Source organism: Mesorhizobium sp. WSM4807 (assembly GCF_055811615.1).
In genome coordinates this window covers 87,178-108,929 of record NZ_JBVVQY010000014.1, presented here as the reverse complement: position 1 = coordinate 108,929, position 21,752 = coordinate 87,178, and the positions used below count along the sequence as shown (strand labels likewise).

The following is a 21,752-nucleotide window of genomic DNA, read 5'->3' as shown; positions in this document are numbered from 1 at the left end:
AGCGAGCGGAGCGCCAATGACCATACTCTACGGAATGATCGACAGCGGCAATTGCTACAAGCCGCGCCTGTTGATGGGCAAGCTGGGCATGGCCTTCACCAATGTCGAGGTGAGTTCGCATACCGGCGACACGCGCAAGCCGGACTATGTCGCCAAGAACCCGAACGCCATGGTGCCGCTGCTCGAACTCGACGACGGCTGGCGGCTTGCCGAATCCAACGCCATCCTGCTCTATCTCGCCGAGGGCACTCGGTACCTGCCGGCCGACAAATACGAGCGGGCGCTGGCCTATCAGTGGCTGTTCTTCGAGCAGTACAGCCACGAACCCTATATCGCGGTGCGCAAGGCGCTGCTCACCTTTCCCGAACGGGCCAAGGATGCGACGCCGGAACGGCTGGCGGTGACGCTGGAGCGCGGCAACAAGGCGCTCGGCGTGATGAACAAGCATCTGGCGGGCAGTGCGTTCTTTGCCGGTGAGGCATTGAGCGTCGCCGACATCGCGCTCTACGCCTATACGCATACGGCCGAGATGGGCGGCTTCCAGCTCGACGCCTATCCAGCGGTGGCGGCCTGGCTGAAACGAGTCGAGGCCGATCCGGGGCATGTGTCGATGGAATGGCTGGGGTAGTTCTGTCCTTACGGCTATTTCAGCAGGTGGTCATATTCGGAGTGGGTGCCGATCCAAAACCAGATCACGTCATCGTGGTCGCGGACAGCTACGGCGCGGTAGCTGAGATCAACCCGGGCCGACCAATAGCGTCCGACCTGTTTGAAATGCAGCGACGGGTGAAACGGATCAGAACGTAGCTTGGCGAAACATTTGTCCGCCTTTGCTCTGATCGACGAGGGCAGTTTTGCATAAGCCTCCCAGAATGAGGGAGTGGCGAAATGATTCACAGAGACCGGGTCCGGCCGGCGCGATGGTCAGCCAAGGCCTGCTCGGCAAGTTTATCCAGCCTGCCGGCCTTGGCGTCGGTTTCGATCTGCCGATCCCATATGTCCGCTTGCAGCGCCTCGAACCAGGCGGCAAACGCCTTCAGCTCCTCAGGGCTTAGTTCGGCAACGGATTTTTCGATCTGTTCGAGCTTGCTCATAGGCTAAAAATACCATGACTGGTACAATAAGGCCAAGGTGGCTGTTTCATCCGGAATCCGGACAGCAAAAAGGCGGGACAAAATCCCGCCTTCCCATGCTTGGTAGCCTGATCGGGAGCGTTTGGTCCGGGCCGGCAGCAATCTGCTGCTTCGGCTTGTCGGTGTCTTTCCGCTCCGGTGCGCTTCTCGCGCGACCGTCACTACATCCGTGACTTGCCGCGCGCCCCGAGCTGTCGCCCGGCGCGCGCCATTCGCAAAATCAGGCTGCCTTGCTCAGAGACCCAGCGGACGACTTGCCAGTGCGGCGGTCCTGCTCGATCTCGAAGTTGATCTTCTGGCCTTCGACCAGGGTCGACAGCCCAGCGCGCTCGACTGCAGAGATGTGGACGAAAACGTCCGCGCCGCCGCTGTCAGGCTGGATGAAGCCGAAACCCTTGGTGGAATTAAACCACTTGACCGTACCTGTTGCCATTTCGATAGTCCTTATACGTTTGCTTTAGCTTGACCGAACCTAAGTCCAGCCGGTTTGTATCGAGATTTTGGGGATAGACGTCAGCAAACGCGAATATCGCGAGGCCCGGATCGATCGGCCGAAATATCAATGGACCTCATATAGTCTGCTTCTCCGCAAAAAACAAGACTGCACGAAAAAAGGTGCTGATGCGGCGCTGCCCAATGGCCGCCCCAATCGCCTGAAAGCCTTGCAACGTCGCGCGTTGCGGAGGGTCGAATCCCTATCGCGCACGTTGCGGGGAAGGATCGCGCCGCCTTCGAGCGCCCGGTCCTGTTTGGGGAGAGGACCATGAAAACTGTTCTGCTTGCCGCCTGCCTGACGCTGGTGGCCGCCGAGGCGCAGGCGATCTCGCGCTACGACCCGAGCCGCATGAGTTGCGGTACGGTGCGGGCGACGATCGCGCGTGAAGGCGCCGTCATCCTGCGTTACCAGTCGACGCGCACGCCGGGGCTGCCGCTCTACGACCGCTATGTGCGAAGCCAGCGTTTCTGCAACATGGGGGAGGTCAGGGCACGCGCCTCGGTGCCGAGCGCCGATACCAGGTCCTGCATCGTCTACAAGTGCAAGCGCGTGGAAACAGACCGGCATTTCCGCCGGCGCATCTTTCCGAACTAGGTCTTCGAGATCTGCGCCGGGGTGTGTTGAGATTTACGTCAGGCCGAGCCGAAAGCGGTGGGTTCCGAGAACCGGAGCGGAGCGTACTTTTGGGTACGTGAGCACCGGAAGCGCAGGAAGCCGCCGTTTGCAGGCCGGCAGCACCTGAAAATCAACACACCCTAGAAGCCGAACGAGACCTGCGCCAGAGGCGGCGGACCGACGCGCACGCCTTCCATCGCCAGCATTTTTTCCTTGGTGGTCGAGCCGCCGGGCGCAGAAAAACCGCCGATCTTGCCGCCGGCGGCAAGAATGCGGTGGCAAGGGATGACCAGCGGCACCGGGTTGGCGCCGAGTGCGGCGCCCGTCTCACGCGCGAGCCCTGCATGCCCGGCGCGCTTGGCCAGTTCGCCATAGGTGGTGGTCTCGCCGAAAGCGAGCTTTCGCGCCGCGTCGTAGATGGCGAGGCGGAAATCGTCGACGCCGGCGAGATCGACCGGCACACCGGAGAAATCGACGTCCTCGCCGGCTGCATAGGCCTTTATCGACAGAATCAGCTCGCTAATCCATTGCGGTTGGGCGCTCGAAGCGGCACTGCCGGCATGACGCAAAAGCTGGCGTTCCACCGCGTCGCGGTTGCGCTGGGGCAGGCAGAGCCGGGTCAATCCGGCCTCGCTCCAGGCGATGCCCATGAAGCCGATCACGGTTTCGAAGACCGTGTGGCCGGCGACGGCTTGAGAGGTGCCTTCCATGATGTGCTCCTTTCCGCAGAAACGGATGGCAATCCAGTACATATCGAGAACGAGATATCGCATTTTCAGGCTGGTGTTGCCACCCGAAAACCATTCGAGGTCCCGACTGGCGGCGGATTGCCGGGGCAAAGGCGCTGGTGTAAGGACTTTCTTAACAGACGAACCGGACCCGAGCGCGGCTTGCCAGCAAAAATCATCTTTCCCGCGATCGGCGTGATGCTCGCTGCGGCCGGTCTCAGCGGCTGCACTTCGACCTCGCAGACGAAGGCCGTGCCTTCCCTGACTGAAACCACCGCCGCAGGCGCTGATGCCGGCTTTACGCTAGCGCTGCCCGACACGGTTTCGGTGCTGCCGGAATCGTCCGGCATCGCGCCTGTCCAGATGGCGGCGCTGGCTGTCGACCCCACCGCGATGCCTGCCCAGCCGGCCGCCTTTGCCGGCCCGACTCCGCTGGACGCGACTGCACCTGCAGCCATGACGGCCGTTGCCGCGTCAGCCGGCGCACCACCTGTCTATGCGACGGCCGCTGTCGCCATGCCGATCACCGGCGAGACAGGCAAGACAATGCCCGGCGTTCAGCAGGCCGCCTATGTCGTGCCTGAGGATCCGTCCGCCCTGCTTTCGACCAGCCCTGCCAAGGAGTATTCGGCGGGCCCGCGCGGCGAGATCGAGCGGCTGATCGAGAAATATGCCATCCTCTATGAGGTTCCGGTCGATCTGGTGCGCCGTGTCGTCAGGCGCGAGAGCACCTTCAATCCCAAGGCCTACAATCGCGGCCATTGGGGGCTGATGCAGATCAAGCATGCGACGGCGCGCGGCATGGGCTATGACGGGCCGGCGAGCGGGTTGTTCGACGCCGAGACCAATCTGAAATATGCGGTGAAATATCTGCGCGGCGCCTGGCTGGTGGCCGGCGGCAACGCCAAGCGCGCCGACCGGCTCTACCAGAGCGGCTATTATTACGACGCCAAGCGCAAGGGCATGCTGGGAGAAACCGGCCTTGGCCGCGACCGCGGTCGGCGTCGCCTGCAGCCGGATGCCTGAACAGATGCCTGAGCCGCGCCCGCCGGCACCGAACGACATAAGGCTGCGCAAGATCCTCGACGACACGCTTGCTCCGCCGCGCTGGCCGGAAGGTTTTGTCATGCGCGGCTTCGAGGCCGCCGACGCGCTCGCTTTGCATGCGCTGCTGACCACCGTCTTCGACGATGGCGCCGATGGGCCGTTCGAGGAATGGTGGCCGCGCATTTCAAGCGACGCGGAATTCGACGCTGCCTTGTGTTTCCTGGTTATCGACAGCAAGGGTCGGCTGGCGGGCGCGGCACTGTGCTGGACGAGGGCGTTCGTCAAAGACCTTGCCGTCCACCCCGAGGCGCGCGGCCGAGGCATCGCCGAAGCGCTGATGTGGCACGTCTTCGCCGCCTTTCGCGCACGGGGCGCTGAGCATGTCGATCTCAAAACCAGCACGGTGGAGAACGCCGCCGCCGTCAGGCTCTACGAGCGGCTGGGGATGTTCGAAGTCGATTGGGCGGGGTGAGGGGCGGTCGGCGAAGCCGATCAGCGAGCGAGCGGCCGAGGGGCAAAGTGTGGAAAGGAAGTGTCCACCAAGGCGGCAGGCTGCATCTTGCCGGCAACCGCTCGGGCGTTAATCTGCGATCCTGCGGCTTTCGTGCCGCGGGCGGGGTCTCGACCGAAACCGGAGAAACACGATGCGGCTTTTGCTTTCCAAAACGGGTATGGCCAAAACAGGTCTGGTGATCCTCGCCATTCCGCTTCTTGCGGGCGTTGCGCACGCCGACGATTGCGCCAACGCGCAGGACCAGGCGACTATGAACGAATGCGCCGGCAAGTCATTCACCGAAGCCGACAAGAAGCTCAACCACGTCTACAGGCAGATCGAGGGCCGGCTGAAGGACGATGCTGCGACGAAGAAGCTGCTGGTCGGTGCGCAGCGCGCCTGGGTCGCCTTCCGCGATTCCGAATGCGCTTTCCAGGGCGGCCCGACCGATATGGCAGGCAGCATGTATCCGATGGTTATCGCCGACTGCAAGGAGAGCCTCACCAACATCAGGCTGAAGGATTTTCAGGGCTATCTCAACTGCCAGGAGGGCGACACGAGCTGCCCGGTGCCGGCGGCGCAGTAGCTTCGTTGTCCCGCTATCCCATGCGAGGTCCCCCTCATCCGGCCGCTTCGCGGCCACCTTCTCCCCGGCGGGAGAAGAGGTTGGCGCCGGCGTTGATAGTCTCCTCTCCCTTGGAGGAAGAGGTCAGCCGAGCGAAGCGGAGGCTGGGTGAGGGGGTCTTCTGCCGCCTGTGTGCGCAAAAATGTCGGAACCCTCCTTCGCGATGCGTCCTTGAGAGGCAAAGGCGCGTTGCCGTACGGGGCGCGCCGCCACAAGCACGGCTGATGGAGATGACGATGATCACCTTTCCCAATGAATCCGCTGAATATCGTGCCGCCCGCGAAACCCTCTTGCAGAAGGAGATCGAGCTGCGCCGCGCCATGGAGGATGTGGCCGTCGCCCGCCGCGCACTGCCGCCGGGTGGGCTGGTGCCACAGGATTATGTGTTCGACGGACTTAACGCCGACGGCAAGCCGGCCCGCATAAATCTGTCGGAACTGTTTTCGCCCGGCAAGGACACGCTGATCGTCTACTCTATGATGTTTCCGCGCCATCCCCAGGAGACGCGCGAGGTGGCGACAAGCGGCGGCACGGCGAAGCTCGCACGACCGGACCAGCCATGCCCGTCCTGCACGGCGCTGCTCGACCAGTTCGACGGCGCCATTGGCCATCTTGAGGCCGCCGGCTTCAATTTCGCGGTGGTGGGCAAGACCGCGCTCGAAAACCTGATCACGCTTGGCCGCGATCGCGGCTGGACGAATATGCGGCTGGTCTCCTCGGCCGGCAACAGCTTCAAGCGCGACTACCACGCCGAGGCCGACGACGGCGCGCAACTTCCGATGCTGTCGGTGTTCCATCGCGACGCCGATGGCATCCGGCATTTCTGGAGTTCGGAGCTTGGCTTCGCGCCGTCCGAACCCGGCCAGGACCCGCGCGCCGTCGGCACCTGCGAGATCCTGTGGAACCTGATGGATTTCACGCCGGAGGGCCGGCCGGAATGGAACGAACAGCTGCAATATGCCGGCGCCTGCTGCCACTGAGCTTTGCCAAGCATATTTCCGGCGTATCGGCGTCGAGCGGGGGGTGTTGGCAGGGTCGCCGACACCTCATTCCTGTCCCCGTCGCGCAACTTCGCTGCTTGTGTCGCGTTGAACTCTCCGAGGATCACAAACCCGGAGATTTCCTGTGAAAACGCATCTCACGCTAGCCATGGTCGCTTTGCTGGCCGGCGCGCCGGCGGGCTTCGCCCAATCCGCCACGCCGGCCGATATACCTGCTGTCGGCCAAACCAAGATCGAGACCGAGACCTTCACCAAAACGGTCCCCAGCGCCAACCGGTTCGAGATTGAAAGCAGCAAGCTGGCCGAACAAAAGACCGTCGCCGCCGATGTGAAGGATTTCGCCTCGCTGATGATTAGGGATCACACCAAGGCTGGTGAGGATTTCAAGGCAGCTCTCGAGCAGAGCGAGACCACGGCCTCGGTGACAGCGAGCGGCCCCGCTTTGTTGTCGAAGGATCAGGCGATGCTGGACGAGCTCAAGGAGCTCGACGGCGATGCCTTCCAGGCGAAATACATCGTCCTGCAGACGCAGGCGCACAAGCAGGCGTTGGCGCTGTTTTCCACCTATGCGCAGTCGGGCGAAGATCCGGCGCTGAAGGAATTCGCCAAGAAGACACTACCGACGCTGCGGATGCACGAAGAGCGCCTAAAGGATCTGGTGGCCGCCCACAGCTAATGCATGTCACCCAAAAGCATGCCCTCGGGCCTGACCCTGGGCCTGACCCGAGGGTGCGCAGCGGTTTTGGGCGACAAAAAACAAGAACTTAAAGCGCGTCGCGACGCGCTTTACGCTGGCGCTCTCAGGTGTTTTTGATCTGCTCGACCGCCGTCGCCAGCAGGTCGTCCATGACGCCGCGAATCTGAACATCCGACTGGGCGACGCCCGCCGCGTCGAAATCGGCGCGTATCTTGCGCAACACATCGTCGTCCCCGGCCTCTTCGAAGTCCGCGCGCACCACCTCTTTCGCATAAGCGTCGGCGTCCGCACCGGTTTTTCCGAGTTTTTCGGCGGCCCATAGGCCGAGCAGCTTGTTACGGCGCGCCATGGCCCTGAACTTCGTGTCCTCGTCCATCGCAAACTTCTTTTCGAAGCCTTCCTGACGGTCTCTCATACTGCTCATGGTGTGCCTCGTTCAAGTGTGAGTCTCCGACCTTCATCCGATGGAGAAGAAGAGCGGCGGGTGGGGCCCGAACATGGCGCGCATAGATGTCATAAGCAAGACCGGACCGTTCATTCCAGTGATTGATCGGGCCGGTGATTGATCGGGCAGCGCCTGGACGAACGGCACATGGCGGCCGTCGCGGAAGGCCTTCGCACCGATGTGATTTGACGTTGCCGCGCGGTGACCTACTCTCGAATACTGACGGCATGAGCCGAGGAGACGAGCGATGCAGTCACCTTTCAACGGGATTCGGAGCGTCGCGCTGACAGCAGCAGTGATGCTTGCCGCCGCCACCGCAGCCTATGCCCATCACGGCTGGTCGTGGACCGAGGAAGGTTTTTTCGAACTCCGGGGCAAGATCACGGCCATCTATATCGGCAATCCGCACGCCACGCTGGATGTCGACGCAGAGGGCGAGGTCTGGCGGGTGGATTTGGCGCCGCCGTCCCGGACGATCGCCGCCGGCTTCACCGAGGAGGTCGCCAAAGTCGGCGACGAGGTGACCGCGATCGGCCACCGCTCGCGCGACGAGACCGAGAAGTGGATGAAAGCATCCCGCATTATCGTCAATGGCAAGACTTATGATGTTTATCCCGACCGCGTGCCGCCGGCCTGAATGGACGAGCTCCTCGCCGGCATCGAGCAACTCGCCTTGGTGCGGGCACTGAAGGCCTCCTTCGTCGCCTATCCCATAGTCAACGCGCTGCACATCATGTCGATCGGCGCGCTGCTGACCAGCGTCTGGCTGATGGACCTCAGGATCCTCGGCGCCTTCCGTTCGCTGCCCTACGCGGAGTTCATTGCGCTGCTGCGCCGCACTGCATTTGCCGCGTTCGCCGGCGCGCTTGTCACGGGCTCGCTGCTCTTTTCAGTCAGGGCGAGCGAGTACGCGGCGATGCCGATTTTCCTCACCAAGATGACACTTATCCTTCTCGCCGGCGCCAACTTCTTCGTCTTCATGCGCCGCGCAAAAGGCGGTGACGAGCCGGCCGGCGGCACCGTCACAATCCTGGCGGTGCTGTCGATGGCTCTGTGGACGTCGGTGCTGTTCGCCGGACGGTTTATTGGGTTTCTCAACTGAGGTGAGCGTCGGCTCGGTTCGATTGCCCTGGACGGATCAGGGTGCTGTAGAAATCGCAGCGTTGGCGGGACAGCACCCCCCCTGCCGGCCATCTCCCCCACAAGGAGGGAGATTGGCTAGTCGCCTCAGGCAAAATACTCCTGCAGCGGCCTAACCTCCAGGCTCCCCGCCCTCAGCGCCGCAATAGCCTCAGCCACCGCAGCCGCACCCGACAGCGTCGTGTAATACGGCACTTTCTGCATCAGCGTGGCGCGGCGCAGCGACTTTGAGTCCGACACCGCCTTCTGGCCGTCCGTGGTGTTGAAGACGATCTGCACCTGGCGGTTGCGGATGGCGTCCTCGATGTGCGGGCGGCCTTCCAGCACCTTGTTTATTTTCTCGGCGACGACGCCGTTCTCGGCGAGGAAGCGCGCGGTGCCTGAGGTGGCCATTACCTTAAAACCCTGGCCGGCAAGGCGCTTGACCGCCGGCAAGATGCCCTTCTTGTCGTCGTCGCGCACCGAGACGAACAGCGTGCCGGAGCGCGGCAGGTCGACGCCGGCCCCTAACTGGCTCTTGGCGAAGGCCAGCGCGAAGTCGCGGTCGAGGCCCATGACCTCGCCGGTCGAGCGCATTTCCGGGCCGAGCAATATGTCGACGCCGGGGAAGCGGGCGAAGGGGAACACTGCTTCCTTGACCGCGATGTGGCCGGGATTTCTGGGGTCGGGCATGGCGCCATAGTGGGCGAAGGCGTCTTCGAGGGTCTCGCCGGCCATGATGCGGGCGGCAATTTTCGCAATGGGACGGCCGATGGTCTTGGCGACGAAGGGCACGGTGCGCGACGCCCGCGGATTGACCTCCAGCACATAGACGGTGCCGTCCTTGATCGCATATTGCACGTTCATCAGCCCGCCGACATTGAGCGCGCGGGCGAGCGCCGCCGTCTGGCGCTCCAACTCGTCGACGAGGTCGGAAGGCAGGGCGTGCACCGGCAGCGAGCAGGCACTGTCGCCCGAATGGATGCCGGCCTCCTCGATATGTTCCAGGATGCCGGAGACGAAGGTCGACTTGCCGTCGCACAGGCAGTCGACATCGACCTCGATGGCGCCCGAGAGATAAGTGTCGAACAGCAGCGGGTTCTTGCCCAGGAGCGTGTTGATCTGGCCGGTCTTGTCGTTGGGGTATTTCTGCTTGATGTCCTCCGGCACCAGGCCGGGCACGGTGTCGAGCAGGTAGGTCTGCAGCATGCTTTCGTCGTGGATGATCTGCATGGCGCGGCCGCCGAGCACATAGGACGGGCGCACCACCAGCGGGAAGCCGAGCTCGCCGGCGACGAGGCGGGCCTGCTCGACCGAATAGGCGATGCCGTTCTTTGGCTGGCTGAGGCCGAGCTTGTGCAGCAGCTTCTGGAAACGGTCGCGGTCTTCGGCGAGATCGATCATGTCGGGCGAAGTGCCGAGGATCGGGATGCCGGCCTTCTCCAGCGCATCCGCCAGCTTCAGCGGCGTCTGGCCGCCGAACTGGACGATGACGCCGACCAACTCGCCCGACGCCTGTTCGGCGCGCAGGATCTCCAGCACGTCCTCCGGCGTCAGCGGCTCGAAATAGAGCCGGTCCGACGTGTCGTAGTCAGTCGAGACGGTCTCCGGATTGCAGTTGACCATGATCGCCTCGAACCCGGCATCGCGCAGCGCGAAGGCCGCGTGGCAGCAGCAATAGTCGAACTCGATGCCCTGGCCGATGCGGTTCGGGCCGCCGCCGAGGATGACAACCTTCTTGCGCGACGAGACCTGCGCCTCGTTGGCGAGCGCGCCGGCGAAAGGCGTCTCATAGGTCGAATACATGTAGGCGGTGGGCGAGGCGAACTCGGCGGCACAGGTGTCGATGCGCTTGTAAACCGGATGAACGTCGAGCTTTTCGCGTATCCTTTGTACATCTTCGACGTCTTTCCGGACCAGCGACGCGAGGCGGGCATCGGAGAAACCCATCGCCTTCAGCATGCGCAGATTGGCGGCGTCCTCGGGAATGCCGTGCTCGCGGATGCGGTCTTCCATGGCCAGGATGCCGGCGATCTGCTCGAGGAACCACGGGTCGATCTTGCACATGGCGTGGACGTCTTCGAGCGAGGTGCCCATGCGGATGGCCTGCGCCACCATGCGCAGCCGGTCGGGCGTCGGCGTGCCCAGCGCGGCGCGGATGGCGTTGCGGTCGTCGGCGTGGCTGGCTGCGCCGTGCGCGATGCCGGGGATCTCGATCTCGTCCAGACCGGTCAGGCCGGTTTCAAGCCCACGCAGCGCCTTCTGCAGCGATTCCTGAAAAGTGCGGCCGATGGCCATGACCTCGCCGACCGACTTCATCGCCGTGGTCAGCACCGGCTCGGCGCCGGGGAATTTCTCGAAGGCAAAGCGCGGGATTTTTGTGACGACGTAATCGATCGACGGCTCGAACGAGGCGGGCGTGGCGCCGCCGGTGATATCGTTCTCCAGCTCGTCCAGCGTGTAGCCAACGGCGAGCTTGGCCGCGATCTTGGCGATCGGAAAGCCGGTCGCCTTGGATGCCAGTGCCGACGAGCGGGAGACGCGCGGGTTCATCTCGATCACCACCAGGCGGCCGTCGGCCGGGTTGACGGCGAACTGAACGTTGGAACCGCCGGTCTCGACGCCGATCTCGCGCAGCACCGCGATCGAGGCGTTGCGCATCATCTGATATTCTTTGTCGGTCAAGGTCAGGGCAGGGGCGACGGTGATCGAATCGCCGGTGTGCACGCCCATCGGGTCGATGTTCTCGATCGAGCAGATGATGATGCAGTTGTCGGCCTTGTCGCGGACGACCTCCATCTCGTACTCCTTCCAGCCGAGCACGCTTTCCTCGATCAGCACTTCGGTGGTCGGCGAGGCGTCGAGGCCGGACTGGACGATCTCGTAGAATTCGGCGCGGTTGTAGGCGATGCCGCCGCCGGTGCCGCCCATGGTGAAGGACGGGCGGATGATGGCGGGAAGGCCGACATGGTCGAGCGCCTGTGCGGCGATCGCCATGCCGTGGCTGATGTAGCGCTGCTTGCGGTCGCCCTCGCCGAGGTTCCAGCGCGTTTCGAGCGCGTCGAGCGCGGCGTCGAGGTTTTCGGGCTTCTCGGCCTTCAGCGCGGCGCGTTCGGCCTCGTGCGTCTTGCGGTCGGCGTTCTTGACGTCGGTGGCGTTGGCCAGCCTCGACTTCGGCGTTTCCAGGCCGATCTTCTTCATCGCCTCGCGAAACAAAGCGCGGTCCTCGGCCTTGTCTATTGCCGTGGCGTCGGCGCCGATCATCTCGACATTGTAGCGCTCGAGAACGCCCATGCGGCGCAGCGACAGTGCGGTGTTGAGCGCGGTCTGGCCGCCCATGGTCGGCAGCAGGGCGTCCGGCCGCTCCTTGGCGATGATCTTGGCCACCACTTCGGGCGTGATCGGCTCGATATAGGTGGCGTCGGCCAATTCCGGGTCGGTCATGATGGTGGCCGGGTTGGAATTGACCAGGATGACGCGAAAACCCTCTTGCTTGAGCGCCTTGCAGGCCTGGGTGCCGGAATAGTCGAACTCGCAGGCCTGACCGATGACGATGGGGCCGGCCCCGATGATCAGAATCGACTTGATGTCGGTGCGTCTTGGCATATCGAGGGTCCGTTCGGCAGGCGGCTTGCACGAAAAACCGGACGGGAAGACCCGGCCGGTTGTGCTCGCGATTCTGGTATCAGGCTAGGAGGGCCTTATAGGGAAGAGTTTTGCCTGATGTAACCCCCTAAAATGCGAGTAGGGCAGTAGGGCAGTAGGGCAGTAGGGCAGTAGGGCAGTAGGGCAGTAGGGCAGTAGGGCAGTAGGGCAGTAGGGCAGTGGTTCGAGCGCCTTTTAAACATATTGCCCTACTGCCCTACTGCCTTATTCCCCTTAGCCACTCATCCCCCAGCGCCAGGTCGTCGGTAATCTCGAAGCGTTCGGAAACGCCGACACGGATCAGGTTCAGGCTGCCCTCGCGGGTGTAGCGGAATTCGCCTGATGCATTCGAACCGGCGGGCCGACCGGCCTGGAAGCTGATGACGCGCGTGCCGCCATCGGGCCAGGTCACGGTCACCTCGGCCTTGTCGCCGGTGTGGACAACGCCCGCCTTGCAGCTGGTCATCGGCTGGCCGACATAGCGCGCGCAAGGAATCTCGTTGCGGGCACCCAGCGCCGGCGCGGGCCGCCCCGGCGGCTGCAGCCGCGCAACGGTTTGTGCGTTGGCCGGAGCCGCTGCATTGGCGGCGCGATTTTGGCTCGCTTTCGCCGCCGCGGCCGTCTGCATCTCCTCGATCGAAGGATTTCCGCTGGTAGCGAGCGCCAGGCGGTAAGCGTCCTCGATGGCGGCCCTGCCGATTGCCTCAGCGGCTGTCATTGTGGTTTCGGGATCGGTCGCGCCCAGGCGCGCTGTCAGGTCGGGCAGCGGTTGGTCTGCGGTTGCCGGGTTCGCGGCCTCGGCTGCAGAGGCGGTGCCTTCGCCGGTCGGATCAGTATCCGCATCCGAAACCGCCACCGGATTCTCAGGGTTCAGGTAGCGCGCAGGAGCCCATCCGGTCAGTTGCGGGTTGTCGATTTCTGCAACCTTGCACCAGCGGTGGCCATTGACGTCGTTGCAGCCGAGATTGTTCACGCTCGTACCATTCGGCAGCCGAGCCTTGATCTTGCCTATCGCCGACGCCGTGGCGCGGACGTTCAGGAGATCGCCTGGAGCGAGGTCGGTCACGATGGACACGACCGGCGCCTCCTCGGCCCTGGCCGGCAGCAGCGCCGTTAGCAGGAGAGGGGCAGTGAGCGCGTACAGTGTCGTTCGGAGCGTAACTGTGCGCCTCATTATGTTGGCCGTGGCGATAGATTCATTACCGAAGGCGCGGCCAGGTACGGAAACGCCACCGCTGGCCAAGTCGATTTTATAAGCGACGACGTGGCGCTATGTAAGCCCGAAAATGCGGCTGCGACGTCAACGTGTTCAGTGTGCGGCATGAGCAAGCTCAGCGTGCGGCATGAACGCGTTTCCGCGTTCAGCCGGACATGAACGCGTTGCGTTCAGCCGGACATAAATCCGGTGCGCAGCGCGTAGGCCCATTCCGGCCGCCCCGCCTGTTCGGCTTGCCGCGCCGCCGCCTCGTGATCATAGTCGACGGCAATGGCCTCGAAGCGGTCGGGGCGGCCCGGCTCACCCAGGTCGACGATGCCGTAGCGCGCATGTGGGGAGCCTTGCTCGGAGACATGCGCCGGCGGTGTCGAATCGCCATAAGCGGGACAGCCGATGCTGCCCGGATTGAAGACGACCGGGCCGCCTGGGATTCGGATCAGCTCGCTGCGGTGACTGTGACCGCACAGCACGATGCGGCAAGCCGGATCGAGCGCGGCCAGCCGTCGCTTGATGGCGGCCAGTGGTGCTCGCACCAGCCGGCCATCTTCTATCGTATCGGTCAGATATTTTTCGTCGTGGTCGGGCCGGGCATGGAAGGCGGTCACGTCAGGCGCGATCTCCAGCGTGAGAGGCAAGGCGAACAGCGCCTCGCGCTGCGCCGATGTCAGCCGCTCCTGCGCGTAGCGGTCGGACGGCCACATGGCTTCATCGGCGGCGTCGCGGGCGACGCGGCGGTCGTGATTGCCGCGCACCGTCGGCAAGGCGAGCGCTTCAAGCCGCTCCATGGTTTCGCGCGGCCAGAGCGGGCCGGAGACGCAATCGCCGAGATTGACGATGAGGTCAGCACTGCCGCGCTGGCTGAGATCGTCGAGCACGGCGTCCAGGGCGACGATGTTGCCGTGAATATCGGCGAGGACGGCAATGCGCATGGGAAGCTCCGTAGGGTCGACGAATGACTGGTCGGGAAGGGCGGGCCTGGCAGACTTTGGTTCCTCTCCCCTGTTACATCAGGGCTACCGCAGCTGGAAAGCCGAGGCTTTCGCTCTACGATGTACCCCACCCCTAACCCTCCCCACTGTTTGGACTGGGGACATCGCGAACAGGTGTGCGAGGACATCGCGAACAGTTTTGCGCATTGTGCGCGAGGGGTTCGGGATGCCGTTCAAGGACAGAAGCGCGATGTCCCCAGTCCAACCACCCACAAGGGGGAGGGAGACTTCCGTTGGCACGGACCTCGGCAAATTGCCTGCCTTTCGGCGCCAGAGGGGAAGTTAAAGGCGCGCGGCAGCGTTCCCTCCCCCTTGTGGGGAGGGTTAGGGTGGGGGTCCACCTTCGCAAGAATCCAAACGCGGTTGCCCTGCCTGTTACACGGGGGCGAGTTACGGCCTCAGGCGCGGACTTCGATCTCGGAGGCGCCGACCGCGGGCAGAGCTGGGTCATCGACGGCGGCGGCAATGACGCTATCGAGCAGGCCCGGAAAGCGGGCATTGAGATCGTCGCGGCGCAGCGTGATCAGCCGGCTGGTGCCGACCACTTCCGTGCGGGTGACGCCGGCCTCGCGCAATTTGGCCAGGTGGTAGCTGAGATTGGTTTTTGAGCCGAGATCGAGGAACTGGCTGCAATTCAGCGGCACGCCTTCCTTGCTGGCGAGATAGCGCACGATGGCCAGCCGCGTCGGATCGCCGAGCACGGCAAGCACGTTCGACAGGCTGATCTGGTCGGCGGCAGGGTGGGGCAGTGTCATGCCGGAGAACTAAGCGCAATCAGGGCCGATTTCAACGCATCTCTCCTGGCGGATGCACGCAGTTTCTACCTCCCGCCACCTTGTCCTGACATAGAGCTGTCAGGAGGGTTCCGCTATTCTCGGGTGGCTTCATTGACACCATGCCCCATTATGTACAATTGTTCAATAACTTTTGAACTAAGGATTTGTTGCCATGGACAAGCGCCTCATCTGGCTTGCGCTCGGGTCTTTCACGATCGCGACCGAAGGCTTCGTCATTTCAAGCCTGTTGCCCGACATCGCGGCCGATGCCGCCATCTCCGTTCCACTCGCCGGCGCGCTGATCACCGCCTTTGCGCTCGCCTATGCGCTCGGCACGCCGATCCTGGCGACGCTCACCGGCGAATGGGACCGGCGGCGCGTCATCTTATGGACGCTGGTGTTTTTCGTGCTGGGCAATCTGGCGGCGGCTCTGAGTTCCTCTTTCGAATTGCTGCTGATCGCGCGCATCGTCATGGCGCTGTCGTCCGGCCTGTTTGCGGCGACGGCGCAGGGGACGGCCGTGGCGCTTGTCGATGATCATCACCGCGCCCGCGCCATTGCCGTCGTTGTCGGCGGCACTACGGTGGCGGTGGCGGTCGGCGCACCGCTTGGCGCGCTTGTCGCGACCGTTGTCGGCTGGCGCGGCACGTTCTTTGCCATCGCCGGGCTCGGCGCACTGGCCGGCGCAATCCTGTGGTACCGGCTGCCGCGCGGCATTGTCGGCACCAAGCTGCCGCTCAGGCAGCGGCTGGCCGCAATCCTTCGCCCCGGCGTGCCATCGATCCTGCTGACCACGCTGCTGGCGCTCACCGGCGCCTTCACGGTCTTTGCCTTTGTCGCGCCGCTAGCCATCGAAGGCGGCGGCTTGAGCCCGATCGCGCTGCCCGGCATGCTGCTTGCCTTCGGCGTCGGCGCCGTTATCGGCAACATCGCCGGCGGGCAGGCTGCCGATCGCTTCGGCGCGACGCGCACCGTCAGCTGGTCGCTGGCGCTGAGTGCGGTCATGCTGGTCATGCTTTCGGTCATCCCGGCATTCCTGCCGCACAGCATCGCCGGGCCGGCGCTGATGGCCATGATGGTGCCGTGGGGCATCGTCGGCTGGGCCTTCCCTCCGGCGCAGGCCAGCCGCATCATCAGGCTGGCGCCCGACGCCGCGCCCATCGTGCTGTCGCTCAACGGGTCGGCGCTCTATCTCGGCGTGGCGCTGGGCGCCGTCGTCGGTGGCGCGGTGCTGCGCTATGGCGCGCCAACCGATCTCGGCCTGGTCGCAGCAGTGTTCCCGATTCTGGGTCTTGGCGTCATGCTGGCCCGCCACCGGGCGGCGCGGGCGATTGCCATGCCGGCGGAGTAAGTGTGGCTACCGCCGGCCGTCCGAGACCTCAGGGGCGCCGCCGGCGGTATACCAAAATCCAGCGCGGCGATGTCATCCAGCGCCGCGCGCAGGCTTGCCGCCTGCTCCTTGTCGACTATGTCCTCGAAACGCTGCTGGGCTACGCCGCCTGAACATCAGCATCTATGCTGGCTGCCACATCGGAATGATCGAGGCGGCCAGCAGCAGCCCAAGCACGGCGTTGAGCACGCGCCACTGCCGCTCGGTTCTGAGCAACCGCGCGAGCAGCGTGCCCGCCACGCACCACGCCGACAGTGACAGCGCGGCTGCCAGGCCGAAGACCGTGCCGAGCAGAAAGGCGAGCTGCAGCGGTCCGTTGGCGAGGGCGGCAAAGGATGCCGCCGCTCCCAGACCCATGGCCCAACCCTTGGGGTTCATCCATTGCAGGCCCGCGCCACCGAAAAAGCTGTTCGGCTTGGACATGGACACGTCCAGATTGGGTGGACCGCTGCGGCCGATCTTCCATGCGAGCCAGATCAGATAGAGTGATCCGGCTATCTTCATCGCCAGCTGCAGGGACGGAGCGGCTGCCAACAGGCCGGCGAGCCCGGCCGCACCTGCCGCAGCCACCGTGGCTAGGCCGGCCGCACTGCCGGCCATCAGCGGAACCGAGCGGCGAAAGCCGAACTGTGCCCCGGACGCTGTCGACAAGGTCGTGGCCATGCCGGGCGTGGAGGTCGAGACCAGCGCAAACAGGACGAGCGGAAGGATGGCCTCAAGCATGCTGTTTCCTCTGTTGGGAACCAGCATGCTAAGCATGAGCGTGCATCAGTAAATGCAATGTTTGTCATGGTTGGCATTAGAGAATATAATGCAACTATGATCCGCAATCTCGACACGGCCCTGATCCGGACCTTCGCCACCGTCGCCGACACGGCCAGCATGACGGCGGCGGCGAACGCGCTGCACCTGACGCAGGGCGCCGTCAGCCAGCAGATCAAGCGGCTGGAGGAGGTTCTCGGCTGCAGCCTATTCGAGCGCGACCGGCGCGGCCTGAGACTGACCCGTTCCGGGGAGCGACTGTTCGGTAAGGGCAAGCGCCTGCTCTCCCTGAATGACGAGATCTGGGCCGATATGGCGATCAGCGCGGTCGCGGGTGAGGTGCGGCTCGGCGTGCCGTATGATCTGGTTGGCACCATGCTTGCGCCGGTGCTGAAGACCTATGCTGAGACCTATCCGCAGGTCGAGATTTCGCTGGTCTGCGCCTCGTCGCCGGAGCTTGCGGCGGCATTGGCAGCTGGCACGATAGACCTTGCCGTGATCGAGGAACCGGTCGGTCCGTCCGCCGGCGAATGTCTCGCCATCGACCGGCTGGTCTGGGTCGGCGCCAAAGGCGGCATAGCCCGCCGCAAGCGGCCCTTGCCGGTTTCGATGGTGGCCGACACCTGTGCCTTCCGCCCTGCGGTGCTGGCGGCGCTCAACGAGCACGGGCTGGAATGGCGGACCGTGTTCGAGAACGGCAACCTCGACGCGACGACGGCGACTGTGCGTTCGGATCTGGCCGTCACGACCTGGCTGGCCTCCACGGTGCCCAGCGATCTTGATATTCTGTCCGCCGATCCGGAGCTGCCGGCCTTGCCGAATTTCTCGATCAATTTGCATCTGCCGAAGCATGGGGTCGGGCCGGCGGCGCGGGAATTTGCCGCGTGTATCCGCGACGGACTGGCCCGGCGGCAACAGGCGGCGTGATCGGCAAAATAGCAAGGGGACAGCCGGTGCTCGGCCATCCCGTTAACGCGGTGCGCGCTTGTGCGGTCGTCTATTTCCAGGTTCGGCGTCTCTCGATCTCGGCTTCGGACGGCTGTTCCTGGGCGAAGGATCCAGTCTTGATCTCACCGGCGCGTTGGTAGGTCGCCATAATGACGCCGGTGGTCGATGCCTGTGAGCGGTTCAGCTTGAAAGCCGCCGGCATTGCGCCGCTGCCTAACAGCCGCTTGCCCTTGCCCAGCACCAGCGGGAAGGTCAACAGGCTGATCTCATCGATAAGGTCGTTGGCGAGCAAGGTCTGGATCAGCTCGCTCGAACCCTGGACGAGCAGGTCGGGGCCGTCCTCCTGCTTGAGCTGGCGCAGTGCCGCCACGACGTCGTCGCCCAGCGACTGGCTGTTTTGCCATGACAGCGTATCGGGCCGGTGGGTGGCCACATATTTGGTGGCGGCGTTGAAGCTGTCGGCGATCGGACCGCTCTTCTGGTACGGCCAATGCGCGGCGAAGATGTCGTAGGTCTTGCGGCCGAGGAGCAGCGCGAAGGGTTTTGCGAAGATCTCACCGATAAAGGCGCCCCCGACGTCGTCCCAGTAATGGAACGTCCAGCCACCGAATTCGAAGCCGCCGACCGGGTCTTCTTCCGGCCCGCCAGGCGCCTGCATGACGCCGTCGAGGCTGACGAATGTCGCAGTGATGATCTTCCTCATTGGATTCTCCCTTTTCATTATCCGGGCCGTCGGTGCCGGATTTCGGCCAAAGGACGTGCGAGCGGACGCCGGTCCGACAGGGCCGGAAAAAAGTTCCTGCGCTGCAGCCGGCGACGGGCAAGCATCGGATGCCTCGCCTCGGCGACGTCATTGCGACCGCCTGCCGCCAACATCTTGCGACGAGAACCAGACGTCGCCGATGATGGCAATGGCGGTGCGGTTCGGCGCCTTGTCGGCCGTCAGCCAGATCGAACGGCTGCGTGCCGCCTTATCGCGGTCGAGGATCTTCAGTGCGGGAGTTGCCGCCGAGGCACCGATGCAAGGGATGAACCATGACCGCATGAACGGGTCGCAGGCAAAACCCTGTTGGGTGCGGGTTACCATCACCGCCAGGCCAACGCGCTCGGCTGGACGCCACGGAAATACCATGCGGGCGCCGGGCTTCAGCGCCTTCAGCCACTCGGCCGGTGGTGCTGCGACGCCGGCATTGACATAGATGATGTCGGACGGTGGCAAGCTGCCGATGACCGCATCGCCATGGATGACGGTCACATTGCCATAGGCTTCGAGATTCTTTCTCGCGCGGTCGGCGAGACTGGATTCCAGTTCGAAGGCGGCGACTGCGCCGTCCGGCGAAACCAGCTGTGCCAGCAGAGCCGTGTAGTAGCCGGTGCCGGCGCCGACATGGGTGACCGTCTCGCCGGGTTTTGGCGCCACCTTGCCGATCCACATGGCATGCAGAAACGGCTCGCCATTGTTGATGCCCTTGGCGGCGTCGAGTGACACCAGCACGTTCTGATAGATGTGAACAGGATCGGCGCTCGGCGTTTCTACCTTGCCGTTGCCGGCGACGACCGTCCACGGCCCGGGCCCGAGAAAAGCTTCGCGCGACACCGCGGCGAAAGCTGCTTCGAGACGTGGATCGGCCGAACCTGCATTGGCAGCCATCAGTCGTGCGTAGAATTTTCGGGCTTCGGCAATTCTGGTCATGTCGCGTCAGAAGATAGCGCAACTGGCCGAATTGTCGCGCTAGCCCCACGAGCTCACTCAATGCACGGCCGAGAAACCCTCAGCCGAAGCCGGCGAAGCGCGTCGCAGTGCGCTGGTCGAGGATTATGTCAAGCTCATCGCCAACCTGATCGAGGATGGCAACGACGCGCCAGGTCGATATCGCGGCGCGGCTCGGCGTCGCCCAGCCGACCGTGGCCAAGATGCCGACACGGCTGTGCGCGGATGGGCTCGTTTCCAGGAAACCTTACCGTGGCGTGTTCCTGACCGATGCCGGCCGCAAGGTTGCGGAAGAAATCCGCATTCGCCATCAGACGGTGGAAGCCTTGCTGCGTTCGCTCGGCGTCAGCGCCGAAACGGCGCGTATCAATGCCGAGGGCATCGAGCACCATGTCAGCGCCGAGACGCTAGAAACGTTTCGCAACGCAATGACGGCGACACGCTAAGTCTACCGCCATTGCCGACAGTCCTGCCGGAACCGCCGCGTTGCCGCTGCGTTTGAGATCGTGCCACGCGATTGGCGCGAGACCGAGGAGGATACCATGGGCGTTGAACAGGCACCGACAGCGAAGGGCAAGCAAGCGGCCAAGGGATTGAAGCAGGCTGCGGCGAAGGACGAACGCAAGACCGAAGCGGATACTGGACGCCCGCTCAAGAAGGGTGAGGCCCGCTTCGAGGAGCGCTCGAAGAGCTCGGACGGCAAGAGCGCGGGTACCAAGCAGAAGATCTGAGCGTAACGCCAAGTACGGACCAAAAAAGGCGCCGGCAGGCTTCTCAGCCGCGGGTGTCGTGCATCGATCCACCCCAGAGCCGGCGGCCCTTCATACGAAAAATACTGTGACTTGGCGCAACCATTGAGATAATTGTTTGTTGGGTCGGATCGGGCCATGAGATCGGCAGGTTACCGATACGCGTCGCGGAGAGTTGCCATGCTCTGGAAGGGTCGTCGTCAAAGTGACAATGTCGAAGACCGACGCGGCCAGGGCGGCGGGTTCAACCTGCCAGGCGGCGGCCCCGGTCGGTTCCGCATCCCGGTCGGCGGCCGCTCCGGCGGTGGGATGTCGCTGTCGACCATCATCATTCTCGTGATCCTCTATTTCGGGCTGAAGGCCATTGGCATCGACCCTCTGCAGATCCTGGCCGGCGGCGGTGGCGGCTTGCTGCCAGGCGGCGATCAGATCACCGACAACAGCGGAGAACAGGGCGGTGGCACCGGCGCGCCGGCTTCCGATGAGATGAAGCAGTTCGTCTCGACGGTGCTGGCCGAGACCGAGGAGACCTGGACCGGCCTTTTCAAGGCCGAGGGCCTCACCTACGAAGACCCCAAACTGGTTCTGTTCAGCGGGCAAATTCGTTCGGCTTGCGGCTTCGCCTCTTCCGCGGCCGGCCCGTTTTACTGCCCCGGCGACCGCAAGGTCTATCTCGACACCACTTTCTTCCAGCAGCTCGACCAGCAATTCGGCGCCTCGGGCGATTTCGCCCAGGCCTATGTGATCGCGCATGAGGTCGGCCACCATGTGCAGAACATCACCGGTATCCTGCCCAAGTTCAATCAGATGCGGCAGCAAATGGGCGAGGCCGAGGCCAACCGCATGTCGGTGCAGGTCGAGCTTCAGGCCGATTGCTTCGCCGGCGTCTGGGCGCATTTCACCGGGCAGAAGGGAATCCTGGAGCAGGGCGACATGGACGAGGCGCTGAACGCCGCCCAGCAGATCGGCGACGACACGATGCAGAAGAAGATGCAGGGCTATGTCGTGCCGGAAAGCTTCAATCATGGCACCTCGCAGCAGCGGCAGACCTGGCTGGCGCGCGGCTACAGGAGCGGCAAGCTTTCGGACTGCGACACGTTCAAAACTCCGATCTGAGGTGCTCGGACCTTCCTGTCGAATGACCGTTGAAGCGCCGGCGGTTATGCA

The 21,752-nt window shown here is 63.9% G+C and carries 25 protein-coding genes and 1 pseudogene; 14 read left to right on the top strand and 12 right to left on the bottom strand.

The annotated features are described in order from the left end of the window. Positions 1 to 16 precede the first annotated feature (16 nt). Positions 17 to 628: a glutathione S-transferase family protein gene (locus tag AC0L3N_RS19520; protein ID WP_123148389.1), complete on the top strand. Its 612-nt coding sequence runs from the start codon at positions 17 to 19 to the stop codon at positions 626 to 628. A gap of 14 nt (positions 629 to 642) precedes the next feature. Here AC0L3N_RS19520 and AC0L3N_RS19515 read toward each other — a convergent pair whose 3' ends face one another. The 3 genes from AC0L3N_RS19515 to AC0L3N_RS19505 all read right to left on the bottom strand — a co-directional run bounded on the left by AC0L3N_RS19515 (position 643) and on the right by AC0L3N_RS19505 (position 1,566). Continuing rightward, positions 643 to 897: a type II toxin-antitoxin system RelE family toxin gene (locus AC0L3N_RS19515; RefSeq protein ID WP_123148388.1), complete on the bottom strand. Its 255-nt coding sequence runs from the start codon at positions 895 to 897 to the stop codon at positions 643 to 645. After that, positions 894 to 1,094 carry a hypothetical protein gene (locus tag AC0L3N_RS19510; RefSeq protein WP_123148387.1) on the bottom strand — a complete coding sequence of 67 codons (201 nt, stop codon included), beginning with the start codon at positions 1,092 to 1,094 and terminating at the stop codon, positions 894 to 896. The genes AC0L3N_RS19515 and AC0L3N_RS19510 overlap by 4 nt, the downstream gene beginning before the upstream one ends. A gap of 259 nt (positions 1,095 to 1,353) precedes the next feature. Continuing rightward, positions 1,354 to 1,566, bottom strand: a complete 213-nt coding sequence (locus AC0L3N_RS19505) for a cold-shock protein (RefSeq protein WP_023678332.1) — start codon at positions 1,564 to 1,566, stop codon at positions 1,354 to 1,356. A gap of 330 nt (positions 1,567 to 1,896) precedes the next feature. Between AC0L3N_RS19505 and AC0L3N_RS19500 the strand changes: the two genes are divergently transcribed. Next, a complete protein-coding gene (locus AC0L3N_RS19500) occupies positions 1,897 to 2,223 on the top strand; it encodes a hypothetical protein (RefSeq protein WP_473549118.1) in 327 nt (108 codons plus the stop codon). 161 nt (positions 2,224 to 2,384) lie between these two features. Here AC0L3N_RS19500 and AC0L3N_RS19495 read toward each other — a convergent pair whose 3' ends face one another. Next, on the bottom strand, positions 2,385 to 2,954 hold the full coding sequence (locus tag AC0L3N_RS19495) for a methylated-DNA--[protein]-cysteine S-methyltransferase (protein WP_473549117.1): 570 nt from the start codon (positions 2,952 to 2,954) through the stop codon (positions 2,385 to 2,387). A gap of 180 nt (positions 2,955 to 3,134) precedes the next feature. Between AC0L3N_RS19495 and AC0L3N_RS19490 the strand changes: the two genes are divergently transcribed. The 5 genes from AC0L3N_RS19490 to AC0L3N_RS19470 all read left to right on the top strand — a co-directional run bounded on the left by AC0L3N_RS19490 (position 3,135) and on the right by AC0L3N_RS19470 (position 6,814). Next, the gene (locus tag AC0L3N_RS19490; RefSeq protein WP_473549116.1) at positions 3,135 to 3,998 is read left to right on the top strand and encodes a transglycosylase SLT domain-containing protein; all 864 of its coding nucleotides are present in this window, start codon (positions 3,135 to 3,137) and stop codon (positions 3,996 to 3,998) included. A gap of 4 nt (positions 3,999 to 4,002) precedes the next feature. Next, positions 4,003 to 4,491: a GNAT family N-acetyltransferase gene (locus AC0L3N_RS19485; protein WP_123148543.1), complete on the top strand. Its 489-nt coding sequence runs from the start codon at positions 4,003 to 4,005 to the stop codon at positions 4,489 to 4,491. A 172-nt stretch (positions 4,492 to 4,663) separates the two neighbouring features. After that, positions 4,664 to 5,098, top strand: a complete 435-nt coding sequence (locus AC0L3N_RS19480) for a lysozyme inhibitor LprI family protein (RefSeq protein WP_473489016.1) — start codon at positions 4,664 to 4,666, stop codon at positions 5,096 to 5,098. 275 nt (positions 5,099 to 5,373) lie between these two features. Then, a complete protein-coding gene (locus AC0L3N_RS19475; protein WP_473549115.1) occupies positions 5,374 to 6,117 on the top strand; it encodes a DUF899 family protein in 744 nt (247 codons plus the stop codon). Positions 6,118 to 6,262: 145 nt separating this feature from the next. Further along, entirely contained in the window at positions 6,263 to 6,814 is a 552-nt protein-coding gene (locus tag AC0L3N_RS19470) for a DUF4142 domain-containing protein (protein ID WP_473549114.1), read from the top strand. 124 nt (positions 6,815 to 6,938) lie between these two features. Here the strand turns inward: AC0L3N_RS19470 and AC0L3N_RS19465 are convergent, their stop codons facing one another. Beyond that, positions 6,939 to 7,259, bottom strand: coding sequence for a DUF1476 domain-containing protein (locus tag AC0L3N_RS19465; protein ID WP_123148382.1), 321 nt, complete (start codon positions 7,257 to 7,259; stop codon positions 6,939 to 6,941). Between the two features lie 268 nt (positions 7,260 to 7,527). On the opposite strand from AC0L3N_RS19465, the gene AC0L3N_RS19460 reads away from it, so the two are divergent. After that, positions 7,528 to 7,917, top strand: coding sequence for a DUF6152 family protein (locus AC0L3N_RS19460; protein ID WP_473489011.1), 390 nt, complete (start codon positions 7,528 to 7,530; stop codon positions 7,915 to 7,917). Further along, positions 7,918 to 8,382, top strand: a complete 465-nt coding sequence (locus AC0L3N_RS19455) for a DUF6644 family protein (RefSeq protein WP_123148380.1) — start codon at positions 7,918 to 7,920, stop codon at positions 8,380 to 8,382. It begins immediately after the preceding gene. A 125-nt stretch (positions 8,383 to 8,507) separates the two neighbouring features. Here AC0L3N_RS19455 and carB read toward each other — a convergent pair whose 3' ends face one another. The 4 genes from carB to AC0L3N_RS19435 all read right to left on the bottom strand — a co-directional run bounded on the left by carB (position 8,508) and on the right by AC0L3N_RS19435 (position 15,004). Continuing rightward, on the bottom strand, positions 8,508 to 12,005 hold the full coding sequence (gene carB, locus AC0L3N_RS19450) for a carbamoyl-phosphate synthase large subunit (RefSeq protein ID WP_473549113.1): 3,498 nt from the start codon (positions 12,003 to 12,005) through the stop codon (positions 8,508 to 8,510). A gap of 256 nt (positions 12,006 to 12,261) precedes the next feature. Further along, the gene (locus AC0L3N_RS19445) at positions 12,262 to 13,218 is read right to left on the bottom strand and encodes an SH3 domain-containing protein (protein WP_473549112.1); all 957 of its coding nucleotides are present in this window, start codon (positions 13,216 to 13,218) and stop codon (positions 12,262 to 12,264) included. A gap of 212 nt (positions 13,219 to 13,430) precedes the next feature. Then, on the bottom strand, positions 13,431 to 14,189 hold the full coding sequence (locus AC0L3N_RS19440) for a metallophosphoesterase family protein (RefSeq protein ID WP_473527760.1): 759 nt from the start codon (positions 14,187 to 14,189) through the stop codon (positions 13,431 to 13,433). A gap of 458 nt (positions 14,190 to 14,647) precedes the next feature. Next, entirely contained in the window at positions 14,648 to 15,004 is a 357-nt protein-coding gene (locus tag AC0L3N_RS19435; protein WP_123148377.1) for an ArsR/SmtB family transcription factor, read from the bottom strand. Between the two features lie 193 nt (positions 15,005 to 15,197). On the opposite strand from AC0L3N_RS19435, the gene AC0L3N_RS19430 reads away from it, so the two are divergent. Then, on the top strand, positions 15,198 to 16,376 hold the full coding sequence (locus AC0L3N_RS19430; RefSeq protein WP_473549111.1) for an MFS transporter: 1,179 nt from the start codon (positions 15,198 to 15,200) through the stop codon (positions 16,374 to 16,376). A gap of 162 nt (positions 16,377 to 16,538) precedes the next feature. Here the strand turns inward: AC0L3N_RS19430 and AC0L3N_RS19425 are convergent, their stop codons facing one another. Beyond that, entirely contained in the window at positions 16,539 to 17,138 is a 600-nt protein-coding gene (locus tag AC0L3N_RS19425; RefSeq protein ID WP_123148541.1) for a LysE family translocator, read from the bottom strand. A 96-nt stretch (positions 17,139 to 17,234) separates the two neighbouring features. Here AC0L3N_RS19425 and AC0L3N_RS19420 point away from each other — a divergent pair, with 96 nt between their 5' ends. After that, positions 17,235 to 18,104, top strand: a complete 870-nt coding sequence (locus tag AC0L3N_RS19420) for a LysR family transcriptional regulator (RefSeq protein WP_473549110.1) — start codon at positions 17,235 to 17,237, stop codon at positions 18,102 to 18,104. 70 nt (positions 18,105 to 18,174) lie between these two features. Here the strand turns inward: AC0L3N_RS19420 and AC0L3N_RS19415 are convergent, their stop codons facing one another. Together AC0L3N_RS19415 and AC0L3N_RS19410 are read right to left on the bottom strand one after the other, a co-directional pair. Beyond that, positions 18,175 to 18,828 carry a dihydrofolate reductase family protein gene (locus AC0L3N_RS19415; protein ID WP_123148540.1) on the bottom strand — a complete coding sequence of 218 codons (654 nt, stop codon included), beginning with the start codon at positions 18,826 to 18,828 and terminating at the stop codon, positions 18,175 to 18,177. Between the two features lie 147 nt (positions 18,829 to 18,975). Beyond that, positions 18,976 to 19,818: a protein-L-isoaspartate O-methyltransferase family protein gene (locus AC0L3N_RS19410; RefSeq protein WP_473549109.1), complete on the bottom strand. Its 843-nt coding sequence runs from the start codon at positions 19,816 to 19,818 to the stop codon at positions 18,976 to 18,978. Positions 19,819 to 19,912: 94 nt separating this feature from the next. Here AC0L3N_RS19410 and mntR point away from each other — a divergent pair. The 3 genes and pseudogenes from mntR to ypfJ form a co-directional block, all read left to right on the top strand. After that, positions 19,913 to 20,282 (top strand): annotated as a pseudogene (mntR, locus tag AC0L3N_RS19405) (manganese-binding transcriptional regulator MntR); the annotation flags it as partial. A gap of 96 nt (positions 20,283 to 20,378) precedes the next feature. Next, positions 20,379 to 20,567, top strand: coding sequence for a hypothetical protein (locus AC0L3N_RS19400; RefSeq protein ID WP_123148374.1), 189 nt, complete (start codon positions 20,379 to 20,381; stop codon positions 20,565 to 20,567). Between the two features lie 198 nt (positions 20,568 to 20,765). Beyond that, positions 20,766 to 21,701: a KPN_02809 family neutral zinc metallopeptidase gene (gene ypfJ / locus AC0L3N_RS19395; RefSeq protein ID WP_473549108.1), complete on the top strand. Its 936-nt coding sequence runs from the start codon at positions 20,766 to 20,768 to the stop codon at positions 21,699 to 21,701. The last annotated feature ends 51 nt before the right edge of the window (positions 21,702 to 21,752 follow it).